Source organism: Franzmannia pantelleriensis (assembly GCF_900102875.1).
Classification (GTDB): Bacteria; Pseudomonadota; Gammaproteobacteria; order Pseudomonadales; family Halomonadaceae; genus Franzmannia; species Franzmannia pantelleriensis.
In genome coordinates, this window is the sequence record NZ_FNGH01000002.1 from 316,757 (window position 1) to 337,226 (window position 20,470).

Here is a 20,470-nt window from a genome sequence, read left to right on the forward strand (position 1 = left end):
TCTCATGGCCAGCTCCTCACGGCTTGAAGGCGATCAGCGAGGCGAAATTGAGATACTGGAACCACACCTGGCTGCGGGCGAAACCGGCGCGGGCCAGGCGTGCCTGATGGACGTCCAGGGTGTCGGGCACCAGCACGTTCTCCAGGGCGTTGCGCTTCTGGCTGATCTCCAGGTCGCTGTAGCCGTTGGCGCGCTTGAAATCGTGGTAGCGCTCCACCAGCCAGGCGTTGTCCTGCTCGTCCTCGGCGACGATCTTCTCGGATAGCACCAGCACACCACCAGGCTCGAGGGCCGCGTAGAGCGCGGCGATCACCGCATCGCGGTCGGTGGGGGGCAGGAACTGCAGGGTGAAGTTGAGCACCACCATGCCCGACGGCCGGTAGTCGAGGTGGCGGATATCGCCCTCGACGACCTCGATGCAGTGCTCAGGAGACTCGCTGGCGAAGGTCTCCCGGGCACGTGCGACCATCGCCGGCGACAGGTCGACACCGGTGAGCCGGAAGGCCTCGGGGGGCAGGCGGCCGGCCAGGGCCAGTCCCACCGCGCCCAGTGAGCAGCCCAGGTCGTAGACGTGGGCGCCGTGGCGCAGGTGGCGCTCGGCGATCACGCCCAGCATGCCCAGTATCTGGCCGTAGCCCGGCACCGAGCGGCGGATCATGTCGGGAAAGCAGGCCACCACTTGTTCGTCGAAGGAGAAGCGCGCTACCCGATCGAGGGGTGTCGAAAAGATGGCGTCACGGTAAGATGCATCACTCATGGCGTCGCTGCGGGTCCGGATCAAGGTTCGGGTATTTTACGCGCCGCGGCGCCGGGCTGCACGAATCCACGGCGCCGAGTGCGACCGCTTCAGGGAGAGAGACGATGAATCAGGAAGATCGCATCGACCAGAGCCCCGCCTGGCAGGCACTGGAAGCCCATGCCGGCGAGATGCGCGAGGTCCATCTGCGCGAGCTGTTTGCCACCCCAGGGCGCTTTGCCCGCTTCAGCCGTGAAGCGGCAGGCCTGACCCTGGACCTGTCCAAGCAGCGCTGCAGTGACGAGACGCATGCGCTGTTGCTGGCGCTGGCCCGCGAAGCGGGAGTGCCGGATGCCATCACCCGCTTGCTCGACGGCGAGCGGGTCAACCGCTCCGAGGACCGCCCGGCGCTGCATACCGCGCTGCGCCTGCCGGAATCCGCGCGCCTCGAGGTCGAGGGCGAGGATCTGGTACCGGCGGTGCATGCCACCCTGGCGCAGATGCAACGCATGGTCGAGAAGCTGCATGCCGGTCAGTGGCGTGGCGCCACCGGCAAGGCGATCAGCGACGTGGTCAACCTCGGCGTGGGCGGCTCCGATCTGGGGCCGCTGATGGTCACCCACGCGCTGGCCGACTACCGCCCCGAGGGCGTCCATGAAGTACAGGTGCACTTTGCCTCGACCATGGATGGCTCTCAGCTGGCCGACTACCTGTCGCGTCTCAACCCCGAGACCACCCTGTTCGTGCTGTCATCCAAGTCGTTCACCACCATCGATACGCTGTCCAACGCACGTACCGCACGTGATTGGCTCTACGGGCGGCTGGTATGCAGCCGAGGCGACGCCGGCAACGGCGCGGCGGCTGACATCGATCGTGGGCTGGTGATGCGCCAGCACTTTATCGGCGTCTCGGCGAGCCCGGAGAAGATGAGTGAGTGGGGTATCGCCGAGCCCAATCAGCTGGAGTTCTGGGAGTGGGTCGGCGGGCGCTACTCGCTGTGGGGGGCGATCGGCCTGCCCATCGCACTGGTGGTGGGCATGGCCAATTTCCGTGGGCTGCTGGCCGGGGCGCATGCCATGGACCAGCACTTTCGCACGGCGCCGCTGGAGGACAACCTGCCGGTGTTGCTGGCGCTGGCGGGGATCTGGAACGTCAACTTCCTGGATATTCGCGCTCACTCGATCCTGCCCTACGATGGGCGCTTGGAGTACTTTGCCGCCTATCTCGAGCAGCTCGAGATGGAGTCCAATGGCAAGTCGGTGACCAACCACGGCGAGGTCACACCTTACTCCACCTGTCCGGTGCTGTGGGGGCAGCTGGGGCCCAATGCCCAGCACGCCTTCTACCAGCTGCTGCACCAGGGGACGCAGCCGGTGGAGTGCGACTTCATCGCCCCGATGCGCCGCTATGACCGGGTCGAGGACGACGCCACTCGCGCCCACCTCAAGGCTCAGCACCGCCTGACCCTGGCCAACTGCTTCGCTCAGTCGCGGCTATTGATGCTCGGCGACGATGCCATCGATGAGGACGGCCCGAGGCCCAGCCATAAGCGCTATCGTGGCAACCAGCCATCGACCACCCTACTGCTCGAGCGGTTGTCGCCGACGACGCTGGGTGCGCTGATTGCCCTCTACGAGCACAAGGTCTTCGTTCAGGCGACGATCTGGGGCATCAACCCCTTCGACCAGTGGGGCGTTGAGCTTGGCAAGCAGATCGCCGGCGAAACCGAACAGATACTGGCCAGCCACCAGGGCCTCGAGCGAATGGACGAATCCAGCCGCGGCCTGATCGAGGCACTGTGGGCGGCCGAGCGCAAGGCGGGGATGTGATACTGTTGTTTTGTACAGGCGTTGCGGTATGCTGATCTCTCCTGCTGCCACTGCGGCGGCGAGTGGCGTACTCTACCTGCACGGCTTCAATAGCGGCAGTGCCTCGCCCAAGGCGCGCCTGGTAGCGCAGGGGTGCGAACTGCTCGAGACCGGGCCGCTGCCCTGCGCCACACCGCAGCTGCCGCATCGCCCGGCCGCGGCGCTGGCGCTGGCCGAATCGCTGCTCGCGACCTTGGGGCCGCAGCCGCTGCTGATGGGCAGTTCGATGGGCGGCTTTCTGGCCAGCTGCCTGGCCGAGCGGCATGACCTGCGTGCGGTGGTGATCAATCCGGCGGTGCGCCCGGCAGGGCTGGTAGAGGGCTGGTTGGGCGAGGCCTTCGTCAATGAGTACACCGGTGAGCGCTTCAGCATCGAGGGGGCGCATCGCGACGAGCTGGCCGAGCTGACCCCGGCGTGGCTCGATCCACGCCGCTACCTGGTACTGTTGGGCACGGCCGACGAGACCCTGGACCCACGCGATGGCGCTGCCGCCTACCGTGGTGCGGCGATGATTCTGCAGCCCGGCGGGGACCACGGCTTTAGCGCCCTGGCCGACTACCTGCCGGCGCTGTTCGCCCACGGTGGGCACCGCCTGGCGCCGGGATGCATGACCCGACATAGCCTGGAAGACGACTCACACTTATAGCCTGGACGACGCATGACGCAATACAGTGCAAGTTCGATCGAGGTGCTCTCAGGCCTCGAACCGGTGCGTAAGCGCCCCGGTATGTATACCGATACCAGCCGGCCCAATCACCTGGCCCAGGAAGTCATCGACAACAGCGTCGACGAGGCGCTCGCCGAGCATGCCCGCGAGATTCGCGTGCGGCTGCTCGATGACGGCGGCATCGAAGTCAGCGATGACGGGCGTGGCATGCCCATCGACGTGCATCCGGAGTATGGCGTCACCGGCATCGAACTGATCCTTACCAAGCTGCACTCCGGGGGGAAGTTCTCGTCGACCAGCTACCGCTTCTCCGGGGGCTTGCACGGGGTCGGGGTGTCGGTGGTCAATGCGCTGTCGACGCGGCTGGAGGTCGAAGTGATGCGCGATGGCAATCGCCACTTCATGGCCTTCGAACACGGTGACAAGGTCGCCGAGCTTGGTGTGATCGGCAGCTGTGCCAAGCGTCTCACCGGTACGGTGGTGCGCTTCTGGCCGGATGTCAGCTACTTCGACAGCCCCAAGCTGTCGCTGCCGCGTCTCAAACACCTGCTGCGCGCCAAGGCGGTGCTCTGCCCGGGGCTCAAGGTTACCCTGGTAGATACCGACGGCGCCGAGGATGAGTGGCAGTACGAGGATGGCCTGCGCGACTACCTGGCCCAGACCACCGACGGCTACGACGTGCTGCCCAGTTCACCGTTCGTCGGTCACTACAGCGATGAAGAGCAGGGCGTCGACTGGGCGATCCAGTGGTTGCCTGAAGGCGGCGAGCAGCTCGCCGAGAGCTACGTCAACCTGATTCCTACCCCGCTTGGCGGTACCCACGTCAACGGCCTACGCTCCGGCCTGCTAGAGGCGCTGCGCGAATTCTGCGACTACCGCAGCCTGCTGCCGCGCGGCGTCAAGCTGACCGCCGAGGATCTCTGGGAGCGGGTCGCCTATGTGTTCTCGGTGAAGATGCTCGACCCGCAGTTCGCCGGCCAGACCAAGGAGCGGCTGTCGTCGCGTACTGTGGCGGCATTCGTCTCCGGAGTGGTCAAGGACGCCTTCTCGCTGTGGCTCAACCATCACGTCGACCAGGCCGAGGCGTTGGCCGAACTGGTGATCAGCGCCGCCCAGCGCCGTCAGAAGAGCGCCAAGAAGGTGGCGCGCAAGAAGGTCACCTCAGGCCCGGCGCTGCCCGGCAAGTTGGCCGACTGCTCAGGCCAGGACCCGGTGGCGAGTGAGCTGTTTCTGGTCGAGGGTGACTCCGCCGGCGGCAGCGCCAAGCAGGCCCGTGACCGCGAAACTCAGGCGATCCTGCCGCTGCGCGGCAAGATTCTCAACACCTGGGAGGTCGAGTCCCACGATATCTACGGCTCCCAGGAGGTCCACGACATTGCGGTGGCCATCGGGATCGACCCGGTCAGCGAGGACATGTCCAAGCTGCGCTACCACAAGATCTGTATTCTCGCCGACGCCGACTCCGATGGCCTGCATATCGCCACCCTGCTGTGTGCGCTGTTCGTGCGCCACTTCCCGGCGCTGGTGGATGCCGGACATGTATTCGTCGCCATGCCGCCGCTGTACCGCATCGATCTCGGCAAGGAGGTGTTCTACGCCCTCGACGAGAGCGAGAAGACCGCCACTCTCAAGCGTCTCGAAGGCAAGCGTGGTACACCTAACGTGCAGCGTTTCAAGGGCCTCGGCGAGATGAGTCCGCTGCAGCTGCGCGAGACCACCATGGCCCGCGATACTCGGCGCCTGGTGCAGCTCACCCGCGAGGTTGGCGATGGCACCATGGAGATGATGGACATGCTGCTGGCCAAGAAACGCGCCAGCGACCGCAAGAGCTGGCTGGAAGATTACGGCAATCTCGCCGATATCGAAGTTTAGAGGGAAGAGGGAAGAGGGAAGAGGGAAGAGGGAAGAGGGAAGACAGCGTGTTGCCGCTTCTATAGTAGGTCAAGGGGTTTCTTCCTACTTCCAGGCGCGAAGCGCCGATCTTCCTTCTTACAGCGGCGCAGCCGCGTCTTGCTAACTGCGTTTCGTGCGGGCACACCCCGCGAATTTTCCATGATGGCAGATAGGGCCCAGAACCCATGACCATGGATATCCACGTGGCGGAGGGCGACGTCGAACGTCTCTCACTGCGCGAATACACCGAGAAAGCCTACCTCGACTACTCGATGTACGTGATTCTCGACCGTGCCTTGCCGCATATCGGCGACGGCATGAAACCCGTGCAGCGGCGCATCATTTACGCCATGCGCGAGCTGGCACTGAACGCCAGCGCCAAGTACAAGAAGTCGGCGCGCACCGTCGGCGACGTGCTCGGCAAGTTCCATCCCCACGGCGACAGTGCCTGCTACGAAGCGATGGTGCTGATGGCGCAGTCGTTCAGCTATCGCTACCCGCTGGTCGACGGCCAGGGCAACTGGGGCAGCCCCGACGATCCCAAGTCCTTCGCCGCCATGCGCTATACCGAGGCGCGGCTGTCGAAATTCGCCGAGGTGCTGCTCGCCGAGCTCGGCCAGGGCACCGTCGACTGGACGCCAAACTTCGACGGCACCATGAACGAGCCGGTGGTGCTGCCGGCGCGCCTGCCCCACGTGCTGCTCAACGGTGGCACCGGCATCGCCGTGGGCATGGCCACCGATATCCCGCCGCATAATGTCAGCGAAGTGGTCGAGGCCACCTGTCATCTGCTGCGCCATCCCGAGGCCAGCTGTCAGGAACTCATGCAGCATCTGCCGGCGCCGGACTTCCCCTCGGCGGCGGAGATCATCACGTCCCGCGATGACCTGCGCAAGCTCTACGAGAGCGGCCGCGGGTCGGTCAAACTGCGCGCGCGCTATGTGATGGAAGAGAGCAGCATCGTGATCACCGCGCTGCCCTACCAGGTCAGCGGATCCAAGGTGCTGGAGCAGATCGCCGCCCAGATGCAGGCCAAAAAGCTGCCGATGGTCGCCGATCTGCGCGACGAGTCGACCCACGAAGAGCCTACCCGACTGGTGATCGAACCTCGCTCCAACCGGGTCGACATCGAGTCGCTGATGGCGCATCTATTCGCGACCACTGATCTCGAGAAAAACATCCGCGTCAATATGAACGTGATCGGCCTCGACGGCCGGCCGCGGGTTCTGCCGCTGCCCGAGCTGCTCGGCGAGTGGCTGCGCTTCCGGCGTGTCACCGTGCGTCGCCGCCTCGAACATCGCCTGGGCAAGGTCGAAGACCGGCTGCATATTCTCGAGGGGCTGCTGGCCGCCTACCTCAATATTGATGAGGTGATCCGCATCATCCGCGAGGAGGACGCCCCCAAGCCGGCGTTGATGGAGGCCTTTGGGCTCAGCGAGCGCCAGGCCGAGGCGATCCTAGAGCTGCGCCTGCGTCACCTGGCCAAGCTCGAGGAGTTCAAGATTCGCGGTGAGCAGGACGAACTGCTGGCCGAGCGCGAGCGGCTCCAGGAGCTACTCGGCAACGATGCCGCCCTGACCGATCTGATCGAGGAGGAGATCCGTGAGGCGGGGCGCGAGCACGGCGATGCGCGGCGCGCGCCGCTGGTCGAGCGCGAGGACGCCAAGGCGCTCTCCGAGGTTGAACTGCTGGGCGCGGATCCGATCACCGTGGTGCTCTCCGAGAAGGGCTGGATCCGCAGTGCCAAGGGGCATGAGATCGATCCCCAAGGGCTCTCCTACAAGTCAGGCGATCGCTTTGCCCTGGCCGCCAGGGGCAAGACCAATCAGCCGCTGGTGCTGCTCGACGATACCGGACGCGCCTACACCCTGGCGGCGCATAACCTGCCCAGCGCCCGTAGCCAGGGCGAGCCGGTCACTGGCCGGGTCAATGTGGTGGCCGGAGCGCACATGGCGGGGCTGATGCTGGCGCCTCCCAACACGCGCTACCTGCTGGCCTCCGACGGCGGCTATGGTTTTATCGCCAGCCTCGAGGACCTCATCGGCAAGAACAAGGCGGGCAAGGCGGTACTCAGCCTGCCCAAGGGGTGTAATGTACTGCCGCCGCAGGTGCTGCCGGCCGCAGAGGGGGGGCTGGTGGCGACGGTCTCCAACGAGGGCCGGCTGCTGCTCTTTGAACTCGACAGCCTGCCGCAGATGGCCAAGGGCAAGGGCAACAAGATGATCGACATTCCCGGTGCTCGCGCCGCGCGGCGTGAAGAGTTCGTACGTGACTTGGTGGTGCTCGGCGAAGGTGATGCGTTGGTGATTCATGCCGGCAAGCGCAAGTTGACGCTCAAGTCCGATGACCTGGCCTACTATCGCGGCGAGCGCGGCCGTCGCGGCAGCAAGCTGCCTCGGGGCTTTCAGAAGGTGGATGCACTGGAGGTCTCTGCATGACCCAACGACTCTTAATCCGTGCCACCGGCACCGCGCGACCCGGCCAGCTGGCCGGGCTCGGCAAGGCGCTGGCCAAGAGCGGTGCGCGGCTGCTCGACATCAATCAGAGCGTGACCTTTGGTATTCTCTCGCTGGAAGCCCTGGTGGGGATCGAGCGCGACGGGGACCTCGAGACACTGCTGGCCGAGAGTGGTGCTGCGCTGGGCCTGGACGTACAGGCCATTCAGGTATCGGCCGAGGACTACCAGCGCTGGAGCAGCGAGGCCAGCCAGCCGCGACTGATCCTGACGCTGCTGGCACCGCATCTGCCGGCCGGCATTCTTGCCGAGGTTGGTGCGCTAACTGCCGAGCACGACTTGACCGTGGAATTGATTCACCGTCTCTCCGGCCGCGAGCCGCTGGACGGTGGCGTGCCCCGCGAGCGCGACAGCATCCAGGGCGCCTGCGTGGAGTGCTGGCTGCGCGGCGAGGAGGTCGACCTCGACGCCCTGCGCGAGAAGGCGCTGGCGCTGGGCGCCATGCACGGCGTCGATATCGCCCTCCAGGAGGACTCGATCTGGCGTCGTCATCGTCGCTTGGTGTGCTTCGATATGGACTCGACCCTGATCCAGACCGAGGTGATCGACGAACTGGCGCGCCGCCACGGTGTTGGCGACGAGGTGGCCGAGGTCACCGAGCGCGCCATGCGCGGCGAGCTCGATTTCCAGCAGAGTTTTCGCGAGCGCATGGCCAAGCTCAAGGGCCTGGATGAGTCGGTACTCGCCGAGATCGCCGAGTCGCTGCCGCTGATGGATGGCGTCGAGCGCTTGATGGCTCAGCTCAAGCGGCTTGGCTATCGTACCGCGATCCTGTCCGGTGGCTTCACCTACTTTGCCGATCACCTGCAGCAGCGGCTGGGATTCGACGAGGTGCATGCCAACGAGCTGGTCATCGAGAACGGCAAGGTCACCGGCGAGGTGCGCGAGCCGATTCTGGATGCCGATCGCAAGGCCGAGCTGCTGCGCGAGATCGCTTCCCGTGAAGGCCTCGCCATGGAGCAGACCATCGCCGTCGGCGACGGTGCCAACGACCTCAAGATGCTGGCCGCCGCCGGCCTTGGGATTGCGTTCCGTGCCAAGCCGCTGGTGCGCAGCCAGGCGCGTCAGTCGATCTCGACCCTGGGGCTGGATGCAGTGCTCTACCTGATCGGCTATCGACAGATCGACCTGGAAGACGGACACTCTTAGGCGATGAGCGCCTAGCGCGTTTGCGCCAGTGAACGACAATCACAATACGAGGCCGCCATGACCTACACCTCTGAGCTGCTCGAAGAGCTGAAGATTCTCAGCCTGTTCAATCTCTCCACCACCCAGGAGGGCATCAAGGTTCACTCCAGTGCCGAACCGGATGCGATCAATGCTACCCGGCGGCTATACGAGAAAGGCCTCATAACCCAGCAAGATGGCGGCTATCTGACGACGCTGGGGCTCGATGCAGCCCGGCACGCTCAGGACCTCTTGACCATTCTCAGCGGGCCGATCACGGTCGGCTGACCTCGAGATAGCATGTAACCCTAAAGTAACCGCGGCGCCGGCCGATATGCCTGTATCGGACCGGCGCCGCTGCGTTGGTAATATCCAGAATGACAGACGAGAGCCCGCATGGAGCCAAGTGACAGCCATCTGGTAGTTGAGCACTCCGATGAGATCAATGCCTTGCTTGAGGGGCTCAGTGAGCCAGGTGGTGCCTCGCTGGCGTTTGGGGAGCCGGCGGGCGAGCCCATCCCCGCGCTGCTGATGGCCGTGGAGGAGGGGCATTCGCTGCTGATCGATATCACTGCGGTGAGTGAGATCGCCAGCGATATCGACGCCCATAAACCGCTGCGGCTGATGGGCCAGGCTAACGGCGCGATGCTGACGACGCCACCGCTGGTATTTCAAGGCTGGGTGCAGGCGCCCGGGCGGTTGCAGTTTCGCTGCGACTATCCCCAGCAGCTGTGGGTCATGCACCGCCGCGAGGTATTTCGCGCCGAGCTGCGGCCGGGCATGCACGTTGCCGCTTCACTGGTCGTAGACGATGGCCAGGAAACCCTGCAACTGGCGGGACAGCTGCGTAACTTATCGCTAGGGGGATGTCTGCTTGAAGTGCCGCTGAGCACGGCGATGCGTCTGCGACCCGGACAGCACGTCGAGGCGCTGACGCTGCGTTTCCCCAATCAGCAGCAGCTGAGCGCCCGCGCCCATGTGCGGCATATCCAGACCGACGGTGAGCAGCAGGTGCGGCTGGGCTGCGAATTCAGCGAGGTGAACGCCGAGCTCGAGCGTCGACTCTGGTACTTCGTGCGTGAAGTGGAGCGGGAAGGCGCGCGTAATACCCTCGAGGGCAACCGTGACCTGTCGCCTTCGGCGCTGTTTGACCAGGAGGGCAGTGCGCCTGCTGCGCCCGCGCGCAGCCACGGCGCCGACTACGCCACGCCGATGGCGCGTCGGCTGGCCAAGGTCGCGGCCTATCTGGACGGCCAGCTGCTGCAGCTAATGGAAGGCCAGCCGGTCGACGCCGGCCTGCTGTCCCGCTACAGCGATACACTGTTGGGGCTGCATGAGGAGGATCGCGAGGCGCTGCTGTTCGCCAGCGTGTGCCTGGTGGATGATCCCGTGCTGATCCAGCATGGCATCGGTGTGGCGATCAAGCTGGCCGACCTGGCGTCGGCGCAGGGGCTACCCCGCGATGTGCGTAAGGCGCTGGTGGCCAGCGCCATGCTGCATGACCTGGGCAAGGCGCTGCTGCCGCCTGCGCTGCGTCAGGCCCTGCGACGTGCGACTAGCCTGAGTGAGGCCCAACGAGACGAAATGCGCGAGCACGTCAGCCTGCTGGCGGCGCGGCTCGATGGTTGCCGCTGGCTGTCGCAGGATATTTGTCATGCGGTGGTGTGGGGCATCAACGAGCGCCTCGATGGCAGCGGCTACCCGGCCGGGCGGCCTGGCGAGCAGCTCGAGTCCTTGGCGCGGATGGCCGCGGTGGTCGATGTGGCAGAGGCCATGAGTCGGCCGCGGGCGGATCGTCCGGCGCGCTCTCCCAGCGAGATCTACCGCCATCTGCTCGGCCAGCCCCAGGCCTTTGATCGCGAGTGGGTGCAGCGCTATATCCGCCGCTTCGGTATTACCCCGGTGGGCAGCCTGGCACGCTTCCCTAGCGGTGAACTGGGCTGGGTGCAGCGTCTCGACCGTCAGGGTGCGCTGCGTCAGGTGCAGCTCACCCCGCGCCCGGTGCAGCCGGGCAGCGAGCTCGGCGAAGTGCTGCGCGATGCCCAACTGGCGAGGCTCGGCAAGCCTGAAGCCCTGGTGGTGCCGCGCCCAATAAGTCAGGTCACGCCGGGCTGAACCAGGGCGTCTTTCGCAACCGACGATTGTGCTACCATGGCGCGCCGTTTCGGCGTCAGTGAGCGACCTGGGTGCGACCCCATGAACCAACCTTTCGATACCTGGCAGGCGCGCTTCGAGCGCCTGCGCAGCAACAAGATCTTCGAAACCTGCGTCATCGCCATCATCATCATTTCGGCGCTGCTGGTGGGGGCCAAGACCTACGAGGAGGCGAGCCGCTTCGAGCAGGTCATGCGCGTCTTCGACATGGCGGTGACCGGCTTCTTCCTGGTTGAGATCCTGATCCGCATGGCCGCGGAGAAGCGCCTGCGCGACTTCTTCAAGAAAGGCTGGAATATCTTCGACTTCATTATCGTCACTGCCAGCCTGATCCCGCTCGAGGATTCGGAGATGGTGCTGCTGGCGCGGCTGCTGCGGATCTTCCGTGTGCTACGCCTGGTATCGATGATTCCCGAACTGCGCATGCTGGTCTCGGCGCTGTTCAAGTCGATCCCGCGGATGGGCTACGTGGCGCTGTTGATGTTCATCATTTTCTACATCTATGGCGCTATCGGCAGCTTCCTGTTCCACGACGTCGACGAAAACCTGTGGGGCAATATCTCGCTGGCCATGCTGACCCTGTTTCAGGTGGCGACCTTCGAGAGCTGGGCGACGGCGGTGCTCTATCCGACCATGGAGCATTACGGCTACAGCTGGATCTACTTCCTGTCGTTCATTTTCCTCAACGCCTTCATCTTTCTCAACATGATGATTGGTATCGTGCTCGACGTGATGCAGAAGGAGAATACCCTGATGGAGCTCGAGAGCGGCGAGGGGGAAGCCGCCGAGCTGCATGGCCTGCGCGACGATGTGCGTGAGCTGCGCGACCAGTTGACGCGCATGGAGCAGCTGCTGACGCAGCGCGACGGCGACGCCGCAGTTGACAAGCCCGCCCGGGACTGATTTGCTATGAGCATGAACACGACATTTCTTCGCCTACGCCTAGCCCTACGACTACTAGCCGGCCGCTAAACGCGCCGGGCGGTGCCTCGCATCGCATCTTCTAGTCACGCTACGCCGAGGGTTGAAATGTCTCACTACCGCATTACTGCTGACGCAGCCATACATGCCATCTATCACGTCGAGTGCTTCGTCGCTCGCCGTAACGTCGCTTCCGCCACCGTGCGCGGCTGCGACACGACCGACCCCGCCCCGACGCGCCCGCTGCGCTCGGGGCGTTTTCGTTTCTCGATGCCTCGTTCCCACGCCCTGGAGATCACGCCATGATGCTCACCGACCCGTCAGTCAAATACCGTCCCTTCGTCGCCGTCGATCTGCCCGACCGTCAGTGGCCCAGCCAACGGATCGAAACGCCGCCGATCTGGTGCAGTGTCGACATGCGCGACGGTAACCAGGCGCTGATCGACCCCATGGACATGGAGCGCAAGCGGCGCTTCTTCTCAATGCTGGTAGAGCTCGGCTTCAAGCAGATCGAGGTAGGCTTTCCCTCGGCCTCGCAGATTGACTTCGACTATGTGCGCGAGCTGATCGAGCAGGACCTGGTGCCGGACGACGTCACCATCCAGGTGCTGACCCAGGCGCGGCCGCATCTGATCGAGCGCACCTTCGAGTCGCTCCAGGGCGCCAAGAACGCCATCGTGCACGTCTACAACGCCACCGATCCGATGTTCCGCCGCGTGGTATTCAACGTCGACAAGACGGAGTGCATCAAGATCGCCTGTGACGCCACCGCGCAGATTCGTGATCTGATGGCGGCGCGCCCCGAGACCAACTGGACTTTCCAGTACTCGCCGGAGCTGTTCACCTCCACCGAGATGGATTTCGCCGTGGAGATCGTCGAAGCGGTGATGGCGACCTACGGGGCCACCGCCGACAAACCGATGATCGTCAACCTGCCGGCCACGGTGGAGGTCGCCACGCCCAACAACTATGCCGACCAGATCGAGTGGTTCTGCCGCAACATCAACCATCGCGACCGGCTGATCGTCAGCGTCCACCCGCACAACGACCGTGGCACCGGCGTGGCGGCGGCCGAGCTGGCGGTGATGGCGGGGGCTGATCGCGTCGAGGGCACGCTGTTCGGCAACGGCGAACGTACCGGCAACGTGGATATCGTGACCCTGGCCATGAACCTCTACACCCAGGGCGTGCACCCGGGCCTCGACTTCTCCAATATCACGCCGATCATGCGCGAGGTGGAGTACTGCAACCAGCTGCCGGTGCATCCGCGGCATCCCTATGTCGGTGACCTGGTGTTCACCGCGTTCTCCGGTTCTCACCAGGATGCCATCAAGAAGGGCATGGCCGAGCGACGCAGCCACCCCGAGGCGGTATGGGATGTTCCCTACCTGCCCATTGATCCGCTCGACGTGGGGCGTAGCTATGAAGCGGTGATCCGCGTCAACAGCCAGTCGGGCAAGGGCGGGGTCTCCTACCTGCTCGAGCAGGAGCACGGCATCGAGCTGCCGCGCCGGCTGTCGATCGAGTTCAGCCATGTGGTCCAGGAGGTCGCCGAGCGCACCAGCAAGGAGATCACCTCGCAGATGATCTTCCAGGCCTTTGCCGACGAGTACCTCGACCAGACCTCGCCGCTGGCGCTGATCAATCATCGACTCTCGTCGGAGGCCGACAGCCCGCGGGTATCGCTCGAAGCCGCCATCGATCAGGACGGCCAGCGCCATACCATCACCGGTGCCGGCAACGGCCCGCTGGCGGCTTTCATCAAAGCCTTGGCGGCCCACGGCGTCGACGCCGAGATCATCGACTACCACGAGCACTCCCGTGGCCAGGGCTCGGATGCCGAGGCGGTGGCCTACGTCGAGGTGCGACTTGGTGAAGAGGCAGTGTTCGGTGTTGGCATCGACGAGAGTATTACCAGCGCCTCGATGAAGGCGGTGATCAGCGCCATCAACCGCCATCGCTCGACCCAGGCGCCTGCACCCAATGTGACCGCCGATAGCCTGGCATAAGTCAGGGCGTCGAACCGGGAGGGGGGAGGCCAGGCTGGGCCAGTTTCTGATCTGGTTTGCTGTGCTCTTCCCTCTCTTGGTCATCGCGCGCTGGAGGTATCGATGGCTACTTGCGCCTCTGCTATGGCTGCTGATGCCGCTGCTCCGGTCGCGCCTCAACACAGCTAGCCGCTGGTGATCTCAGCATGCAAATAAACAGGCGAAGTAGCGGCGTTGAGAATGCAGGAGAGTTGAAGAAAGCGTTGTATGGAGTAAACTAAGTTCTGTGGACTAAGCTTTGTGCGGAGGTGATATGGAATCTGTCAACATACATGAAGCCAAAACGCGCTTGTCGCAGTTAGTCGCACGGGCTGCCGAAGGTGAGGGGTTCATCATTGCCAAAGCGGGGAAGCCGATGGCGCGGGTGATGGCCATTGACAGTCCTGCGCTTGGTCAGCAGAAGCGCCTGGGGTTTCTCGTGGGGCAATTTTCAGTACCCAGTGACTTTGATCGGATGGGGCAAGATGAAGTAGCCGACATGTTTGGTGGTTGATGTGAATCTGCTTCTGGACACCCATGTATTACTCTGGGCGGCGGCAGAGCCAGAAAAGTTGTCGCAGGACGCGCTATCCTTGATCAATGAGGATGCCAACAGACTCTACTTTAGTGCCGCCAGTATCTGGGAGATTGTGATCAAGAACCGTCTGCAACGCCCAGATTTTCATGTTGATCCGCACTTGCTGCGTCGAGGATTGGTCGATAACGGCTATCTGGAGCTCCCCATCAGTTCACTACACACTCTCCACGTCGCGCATCTGCCGGCGATACATAGAGACCCGTTTGATCGGATTTTGATTGCCCAGGCGGAAGCTGAAGGCTTTTTGTTGCTTACTGCGGATGAACTGGTTGCCCAGTACACTGGCCCGATCAGAAAAGTATAGGTATTCACTGCTAGGTTGCTGCTTCAAGGTCCAACTGCCGGGTGTTAGGGGAGCGCCTAAGGCCCCACCCCAGTGAGGCCTTCGCGTGAACCGAATAAGCCGGCTAGCGCTGCTGCAGCCACTTGCGCCAGCCGCCGTAGGCGGTCACATCGGTCGCCTCGCCGCCCTCATCTAGGGCCCCGGCGCTGCAGATGAAACCACTCTTCCACTCGCCGCTGGCGAGCTCCACCTGACCCAGCCCCAGTGGCGCGGGAATCCCGGCAAGGAAACTCCCCACGCTCTCGACCGGCAGGCGCCACACTTCCACCTCGATGGCGGCGCCGCTGTCGGCATCGCGAGTCATGGCCGGGCGTGCCGGCGGCCCACCGGCCAGCGCGTATAGGCGGTAGCGCGGGGCGCTGGTCGTTGCTTCGACCAGCACGCCGCCGCGCTCGGTGAGCTGATGATTGAGCGGCAGGCCGTCGAGGTGTGCGCCACACACCACCAGCTCCAGGGTGCCGTTACGGGCCGGGGGAAGGGGCGGCAGCGTCGGGCGGGAGAGGCCGGTGGCGCCCAGCGGCAGGCCGAGTCGCTGCTCAAGGGCGCGGCCCAGGCTGAGCAGGTCAAGGTCGGCGTAGGTCGGGCCGAACAGCGTTACCCCCACGGGCAGGCCACTGTCAGCAAAGCCGACCGGCACTGCCAGCGCGCTGTAGTCGAGCAGATTCATGAAGTTGGTCCAGGTGCCCAGCCGCGAGTTGACGCCGATGGGATCGGCGGCCACCTCGGCCTTGCTGGGGTGGGTCACGGTGGTAGGTGAAAGCATCACATCCACCTTGGCGATCAGCGCATCGGCCTGGCGCTGATACTCGGCCAACTGATAGCGGGCGTCGAAGGCGTCCACGGCCAGCGGCGTGGCGCCGCCCAGGGTGATCTCGCGGGTCACCGGGTGCACCGCCTGTGGATCGCGTTCGAGCAGGTCACGGATGGCGTGGTAGCGCTCGGCCACCCAGGGCCCTTCGTAGAGCAGGCGAGCGGCGGCCAGCAGCGGGCTGCAGTCGAGTTCGACCCTCTCGCCCCCCAGCGCCTCCAGTTGGGCGATGGCGGCATGCATGGCGGCGCTGTAGGCGGCATCGGTCTGCCACTGGTGCTCCTGTGGCACGCCGAAGCGGAAGCGCGCCGGGGCCTCGCCGTAGGCCTTGCCGTGGACCGCGAAGTCGTGGCGTCGCGACCACGCACAGTGCGGGTCGAAGGCCGCACCGATCTCGAGCACCGCTGCGGCGTCATCGGCAGTGAGGGTAAACAGGCTGATGGTGTCGAGGGTGGCACAGGCCGGCACCACGCCGCGGGTGCTGAGCAGCCCGAGACTCGGCTTGACGCCGAACAGGTTGTGGAAACAGGCCGGCACCCGGCCGGAGCCGGCGGTGTCGGTGCCCAGGGCGAAGCTCACCTGGCCGGCGGCGGTGGTCACCGCCGAGCCGCTGCTGGAGCCGCCGGGGATATAGGCGGCGTCGAAGGCGTTGGCCGGCACCCCGTACGCCGCCGGGGCACGCTCGCCGACCAGCCCGGTAGCGAACTGATCGAGGTTGGTCTTGCCCAGCGGCAGGGCGCCGGCGTCGATCAGCCGCTGGACGACGAAGGCGCTCTCCTCGGGGGTATAGGCGAAGGCGGGGCAGCCGGCGCTGGTCGGTACCCCGGCCAGGTCGATATTGTCCTTGATGGCGAAGGGGATGCCGAACAGCGGCAGGCTGTCGGGGGATTCCCCTGCGAGGCGCGCCAGATAGGGTTCGAGCTGATCGCGATCGAGGCGGGTGATCCAGGCGGGGTCATGGCCGCGTGCATCGGCGTCGCCGAGCAGCTGCTCGACCAGCGCACGGGGTGTCAGCTCGCCCTGGCGATAGGCGGCATGCAGGCTGGCAATGGTGAGGGGAGTGGTCATGCCGTCTTCTCCTCTGCGGGTTGCAGAATCACGATGGGCTGGCCCGGGGCTACCGAGGCGCCCTCCTTCAAGGGCAGGCGCGTCACGCGCCCCGCCTCGGTGGCGCTGATCTCGACTTCCATCTTCATCGACTCCACCAGGGCCACCGCCTGGCCGGCATCGACCTCGTCGCCCTCGGCGACCAGCAGCTTCCACAGGCTGCCGGTCACCGGGCTGTCGACGCCCAGCTCATGGTCGGCGAGTTCGGCGGCGTCGGCCGCCTGCGGGGCCTGGTCCTCGAAGGTGAACTGGCCGTTGGCGCGCCACTCGGCCATCTCCGCCTGGAAGGCGGTTTCGCGCCGCTCACGGAAGCGGGCGATGGCCCCCGCTTGGCGCTCCAGCTCGGCCTGGTAGTCGGCGAGCTTGAAGCGGGTGGTCTCGACCTCGAGGGGATAGCGGCCGTGAGGGAAATCGCGGCGGATCTGGGCGAGTTCCTCGTGGCTGACCTCGAAGAAGCGCAGCTGGTCGAAGAAGCGTAGCAGCCAGGGCTGGGCGAAATGCTCGGTGACCCGGTAGCGGTTCCACATCTGCAGGGTGCGGCCGACGAACTGGTAGCCGCCGGGCCCCTCCATGCCATAGACGCAGAGGTAGGCGCCACCGATGCCCACCGAGTTCTCCGCGGTCCAGGTGCGCGCCGGGTTGTACTTGGTGGTGACCAGGCGCTGGCGCGGGTCCAGTGGGGTGGCTACCGGCGCCCCCAGATAGACGTCCCCCAGCCCCATCACCAGGTAGCGGGCATCGAAGACGATATCGCGCACCTCGCGCTGGTGCTCGAGGCCGTTGATGCGGCGGATGAAGTCCAGGTTGCTGGGGCACCAGGGGGCGTCCGGGCGCACCGAGCGCTGATACTTGTCGATGGCCTCATGGCAGGCCGGATCGTCCCAGGATAGCGGCAGGTGCACGACCCGCGACTCGACCTCCAGGGTCTCGACGTCGCGCAGCTCACGCTCGGCCTGGGTCAGGTGGGCAAGCAGGTCGTCGAGGGCCAGTTCGCGTGGCTCGTAGTGCACCTGCAGCGAGCGGATGCCAGGGGTGAGCTCGCGCAGCCCCGGCAGCGGGTGCTCGTCGAGCCACAGCATCCAGGCATGGACCCGAAAGCGCAGGGCGATATCCAGCTCCATGGCGCCGAACTCGATGAGCAGAAAGTCGTCCCCGGCGCGGCGATAGAGGATACGCTCGCCGGCCTCTGCGGCGGGCACGTCGCGCAGCAGCGGGGTGTCGCGCTGCTCGGTAAGGGCCGTGGCTTGGGCAGGGGTAGGGGTGGGAATAGAGTCTGGCTGCGCGGTCAGGCTATCGAGCTGGGCCAGCTGGCGCGCCTCGAGCTGGCGCGCGGTGGCCAGGCTCACCGGGACGAAGCGCACCCTGTCGCCCGCGGCCAACTGGCCGAGTTTCCAGCGCTCGGCGCGCACCACCGTGGCCGGGCAGACGAAGCCGCCCAGCGACGGACCGTCCGGCCCCAGGATTACCGGCATATCGCCGGTGAAGTCGATGGTGCCGAAGGCGTAGGCGTTGTCGTGGATATTGGACGGATGCAGCCCCGCCTCGCCGCCGTCGGCCCGGGCCCACTCGGGCCGCGGGCCGATCAGCCGCACCCCGGTGCGGCTGGAGTTATAGTGGACTTCCCAGTGGTGATTGAAGAACGCATCAATATCACCCTTGGTAAAGAAGTCCGGGGCGCCGTGGGGGCCGTAGAGCACCGCAATCTGCCAGGTCCGCCCCTGCTTGCCGAGGGCGGGTATCAGCTGGGGATCCAGGCGGCGTGGCTCGATGGCGGCGAGCTCGGGCAGGTCGAGCATATCGCCGCTGCGCAGGGCACGACCGCCATGGCCACCGAACTGCCCCAGGGTAAAGGTGCTGCGCGAGCCCAGGTATTGCGGGCAGTCGATGCCACCGCGCACCAGCAGGTAGGCGCGGGCGCCGGCGCTGGCCTTGCCGAGCTTGAGGGTGGCTCCGGGGGGGATATCGAGCACCTGCCAGACATCCACCGGTTCGCCGTCGAGGGTGGCGGGCAGAGCTGCGCCGGCGAGTACCACCTGGGTGGCGCGGTGGAAGCGCAGCGTGGGACCGGTAAGGGTGATCTCCAGGCCGGCGGCCTTGGCGGGGTTGTCGAGCAGGCGGTTGCCGAGCCGGAATGACCAGTCGTCGAACGGTCCCGAGGGCGGCACGCCCACGTCCCAGTGGCCCTGGCGACCCGGATGATCCTGAATCGTGGTCATGGTCCCTGGGGCGATGACCTCGATCACCGGCGGCGCCCAGTCGAGGTCGGCCAGCCAGCGGGTGTGAATCTCGGCGCCCTGAAAGCGCGGGTCACGCAGCACATGAGAGAGCCAGCGACGGTTGGTGGCGATACCGTAGACGCTAGCGGCATCCAGCGCCTCCGCCAGCTGTGCGCAGGCCGTCGCCCGGTCTTCGGCGTGAACGATGACCTTGGCCAGCATCGGGTCGAACAGCGCCGAGATCTCGAGGCCCGCCTCGATGGCGGCGTCGACGCGCAGGCCCGCCCCGCTGGGGAAGCTGACCTCGGTGAGCAGACCGGCGCTGGGGCGGAAATCGTGCAGCGGGTCCTCGGCGTAGAGCCGCGCCTGCACGGCGTGACCGCGGGGTGCCAGGTCGCGGCTCAGCGCCAGCAGGTCGGGCAGCTCGCCGGCGCCGAGTCGCACCATCCACTCGACGATATCCACGCCCCACACCTCCTCGGTGACGCCGTGCTCGACCTGCAGCCGGGTGTTGACCTCGAGGAAATAGAAGGTCTGGCGCCGGGCGTCGTAGATGAACTCCACGGTGCCGGCGCTGCGGTAGGCCACCGCCTCGCCGAGGCGAACGGCGGTGGCGTGCAGTGCCTGGCGTACGCTGTCGGGCAGGTCGGGGGCGGGGCACTCCTCGAGCACCTTTTGGTGGCGGCGCTGTGTCGAGCAGTCGCGCTCGCCAAGCGCCACCACCCGGCCCTGGCCGTCGCCGAACAGCTGTACCTCCAAGTGACGGGCGCGGGGGATATAGGCCTCGACGAAGACGCCGCCATCGCCGAAGTTACGCTCGCCGAGGCCGCGCACCGAATCGAAGGCGCGCGATAGCTCAGCGGCATTCTGGCAGACCTGCATGCCGATGCCGCCGCCGCCGGCGGTGGACTTGAGCATCACCGGGTAACCGATGCGCTGGGCCTCGGCGAGGGCCGTTTCGGCGTCGTCGAGCAGCCCGGAGCCGGGCACCAGCGGCACCTCGGCGCGCTCGGCGAGCAGCCGCGCCTCATGCTTGAGGCCGAAGCCGCGGATCTGTTCGGCGGTTGGCCCGAGGAATACCAGCCCGGCGGCCTCGCAGGCGTCGATGAAGCGAGTGTTCTCGGAGAGGAAGCCGTAGCCGGGGTGCACCGCCTGGGCGCCGCTGTCGCGGGCGATGGCGATCAGCTTGTCGATATCCAGGTAGGTGTCGGCGGCCGCGCCGTCGCCCAGCGAGTAGGCCTCATCGGCCTGGTAGACATAGGGCGCGTCGCGATCGGCGTCGGCGTATACCACCACCGAGCCGACGCCGAGCCGCTTGAGGGTGCGCAGGATGCGGGCGGCGATGGCGCCGCGATTGGCAATCAGAACCTTGCTAAACATATTGCCTTGTCCATCAACGGTGCGGGTCGTCCCGCGTCCGAGAAAATAGCCGCCGGGGTCGTCCCCGGGG

At 65.7% G+C, this 20,470-nt stretch carries 14 protein-coding genes; 11 read left to right on the top strand and 3 right to left on the bottom strand.

The genetic code is table 11. The features are described from left to right. Window positions 1-16: 16 nt before the first annotated feature. Window positions 17-757, bottom strand: a complete 741-nt coding sequence (cmoA, locus tag BLT16_RS03500) for a carboxy-S-adenosyl-L-methionine synthase CmoA (RefSeq protein WP_089657137.1) — start codon at window positions 755-757, stop codon at window positions 17-19. A 104-nt stretch (window positions 758-861) separates the two neighbouring features. On the opposite strand from cmoA, the gene pgi reads away from it, so the two are divergent. The 11 genes from pgi to BLT16_RS03555 all read left to right on the top strand — a co-directional run bounded on the left by pgi (window position 862) and on the right by BLT16_RS03555 (window position 14,850). Next, window positions 862-2,565: a glucose-6-phosphate isomerase gene (gene pgi, locus BLT16_RS03505; RefSeq protein WP_089657138.1), complete on the top strand. Its 1,704-nt coding sequence runs from the start codon at window positions 862-864 to the stop codon at window positions 2,563-2,565. A 28-nt stretch (window positions 2,566-2,593) separates the two neighbouring features. Beyond that, window positions 2,594-3,250, top strand: coding sequence for a YqiA/YcfP family alpha/beta fold hydrolase (locus BLT16_RS03510; protein WP_089657139.1), 657 nt, complete (start codon window positions 2,594-2,596; stop codon window positions 3,248-3,250). A gap of 12 nt (window positions 3,251-3,262) precedes the next feature. Continuing rightward, on the top strand, window positions 3,263-5,143 hold the full coding sequence (parE, locus tag BLT16_RS03515) for a DNA topoisomerase IV subunit B (protein ID WP_089657140.1): 1,881 nt from the start codon (window positions 3,263-3,265) through the stop codon (window positions 5,141-5,143). A 206-nt stretch (window positions 5,144-5,349) separates the two neighbouring features. Continuing rightward, complete coding sequence (gene parC / locus BLT16_RS03520; protein ID WP_089657141.1) at window positions 5,350-7,602, top strand: DNA topoisomerase IV subunit A; 2,253 nt, start codon at window positions 5,350-5,352, stop codon at window positions 7,600-7,602. Beyond that, on the top strand, window positions 7,599-8,828 hold the full coding sequence (serB, locus tag BLT16_RS03525) for a phosphoserine phosphatase SerB (protein ID WP_089657142.1): 1,230 nt from the start codon (window positions 7,599-7,601) through the stop codon (window positions 8,826-8,828). Before parC ends, serB begins: the two co-directional genes overlap by 4 nt. A 57-nt stretch (window positions 8,829-8,885) precedes the next feature. After that, window positions 8,886-9,134 (top strand): TIGR02647 family protein, encoded by a 249-nt coding sequence (locus tag BLT16_RS03530; RefSeq protein ID WP_089657143.1) that lies wholly within the window; start codon window positions 8,886-8,888, stop codon window positions 9,132-9,134. Between the two features lie 108 nt (window positions 9,135-9,242). Next, the gene (locus BLT16_RS03535; RefSeq protein ID WP_089657144.1) at window positions 9,243-10,961 is read left to right on the top strand and encodes an HD domain-containing phosphohydrolase; all 1,719 of its coding nucleotides are present in this window, start codon (window positions 9,243-9,245) and stop codon (window positions 10,959-10,961) included. Window positions 10,962-11,042: 81 nt separating this feature from the next. Beyond that, complete coding sequence (locus tag BLT16_RS03540; RefSeq protein WP_089657145.1) at window positions 11,043-11,903, top strand: ion transporter; 861 nt, start codon at window positions 11,043-11,045, stop codon at window positions 11,901-11,903. A 320-nt stretch (window positions 11,904-12,223) separates the two neighbouring features. Next, entirely contained in the window at window positions 12,224-13,930 is a 1,707-nt protein-coding gene (gene leuA, locus BLT16_RS03545; RefSeq protein ID WP_089657146.1) for a 2-isopropylmalate synthase, read from the top strand. Window positions 13,931-14,222: 292 nt separating this feature from the next. After that, entirely contained in the window at window positions 14,223-14,462 is a 240-nt protein-coding gene (locus tag BLT16_RS03550; RefSeq protein WP_089657147.1) for a type II toxin-antitoxin system Phd/YefM family antitoxin, read from the top strand. A 1-nt stretch (window position 14,463) separates the two neighbouring features. Then, window positions 14,464-14,850 carry a type II toxin-antitoxin system VapC family toxin gene (locus BLT16_RS03555; RefSeq protein ID WP_089657148.1) on the top strand — a complete coding sequence of 129 codons (387 nt, stop codon included), beginning with the start codon at window positions 14,464-14,466 and terminating at the stop codon, window positions 14,848-14,850. Window positions 14,851-14,953: 103 nt separating this feature from the next. Here BLT16_RS03555 and atzF read toward each other — a convergent pair whose 3' ends face one another. Further along, window positions 14,954-16,765: an allophanate hydrolase gene (gene atzF / locus BLT16_RS03560; protein WP_089657149.1), complete on the bottom strand. Its 1,812-nt coding sequence runs from the start codon at window positions 16,763-16,765 to the stop codon at window positions 14,954-14,956. Continuing rightward, the gene (gene uca / locus BLT16_RS03565) at window positions 16,762-20,400 is read right to left on the bottom strand and encodes an urea carboxylase (RefSeq protein ID WP_089657150.1); all 3,639 of its coding nucleotides are present in this window, start codon (window positions 20,398-20,400) and stop codon (window positions 16,762-16,764) included. Before uca ends, atzF begins: the two co-directional genes overlap by 4 nt. Window positions 20,401-20,470: the final 70 nt, after the last annotated feature.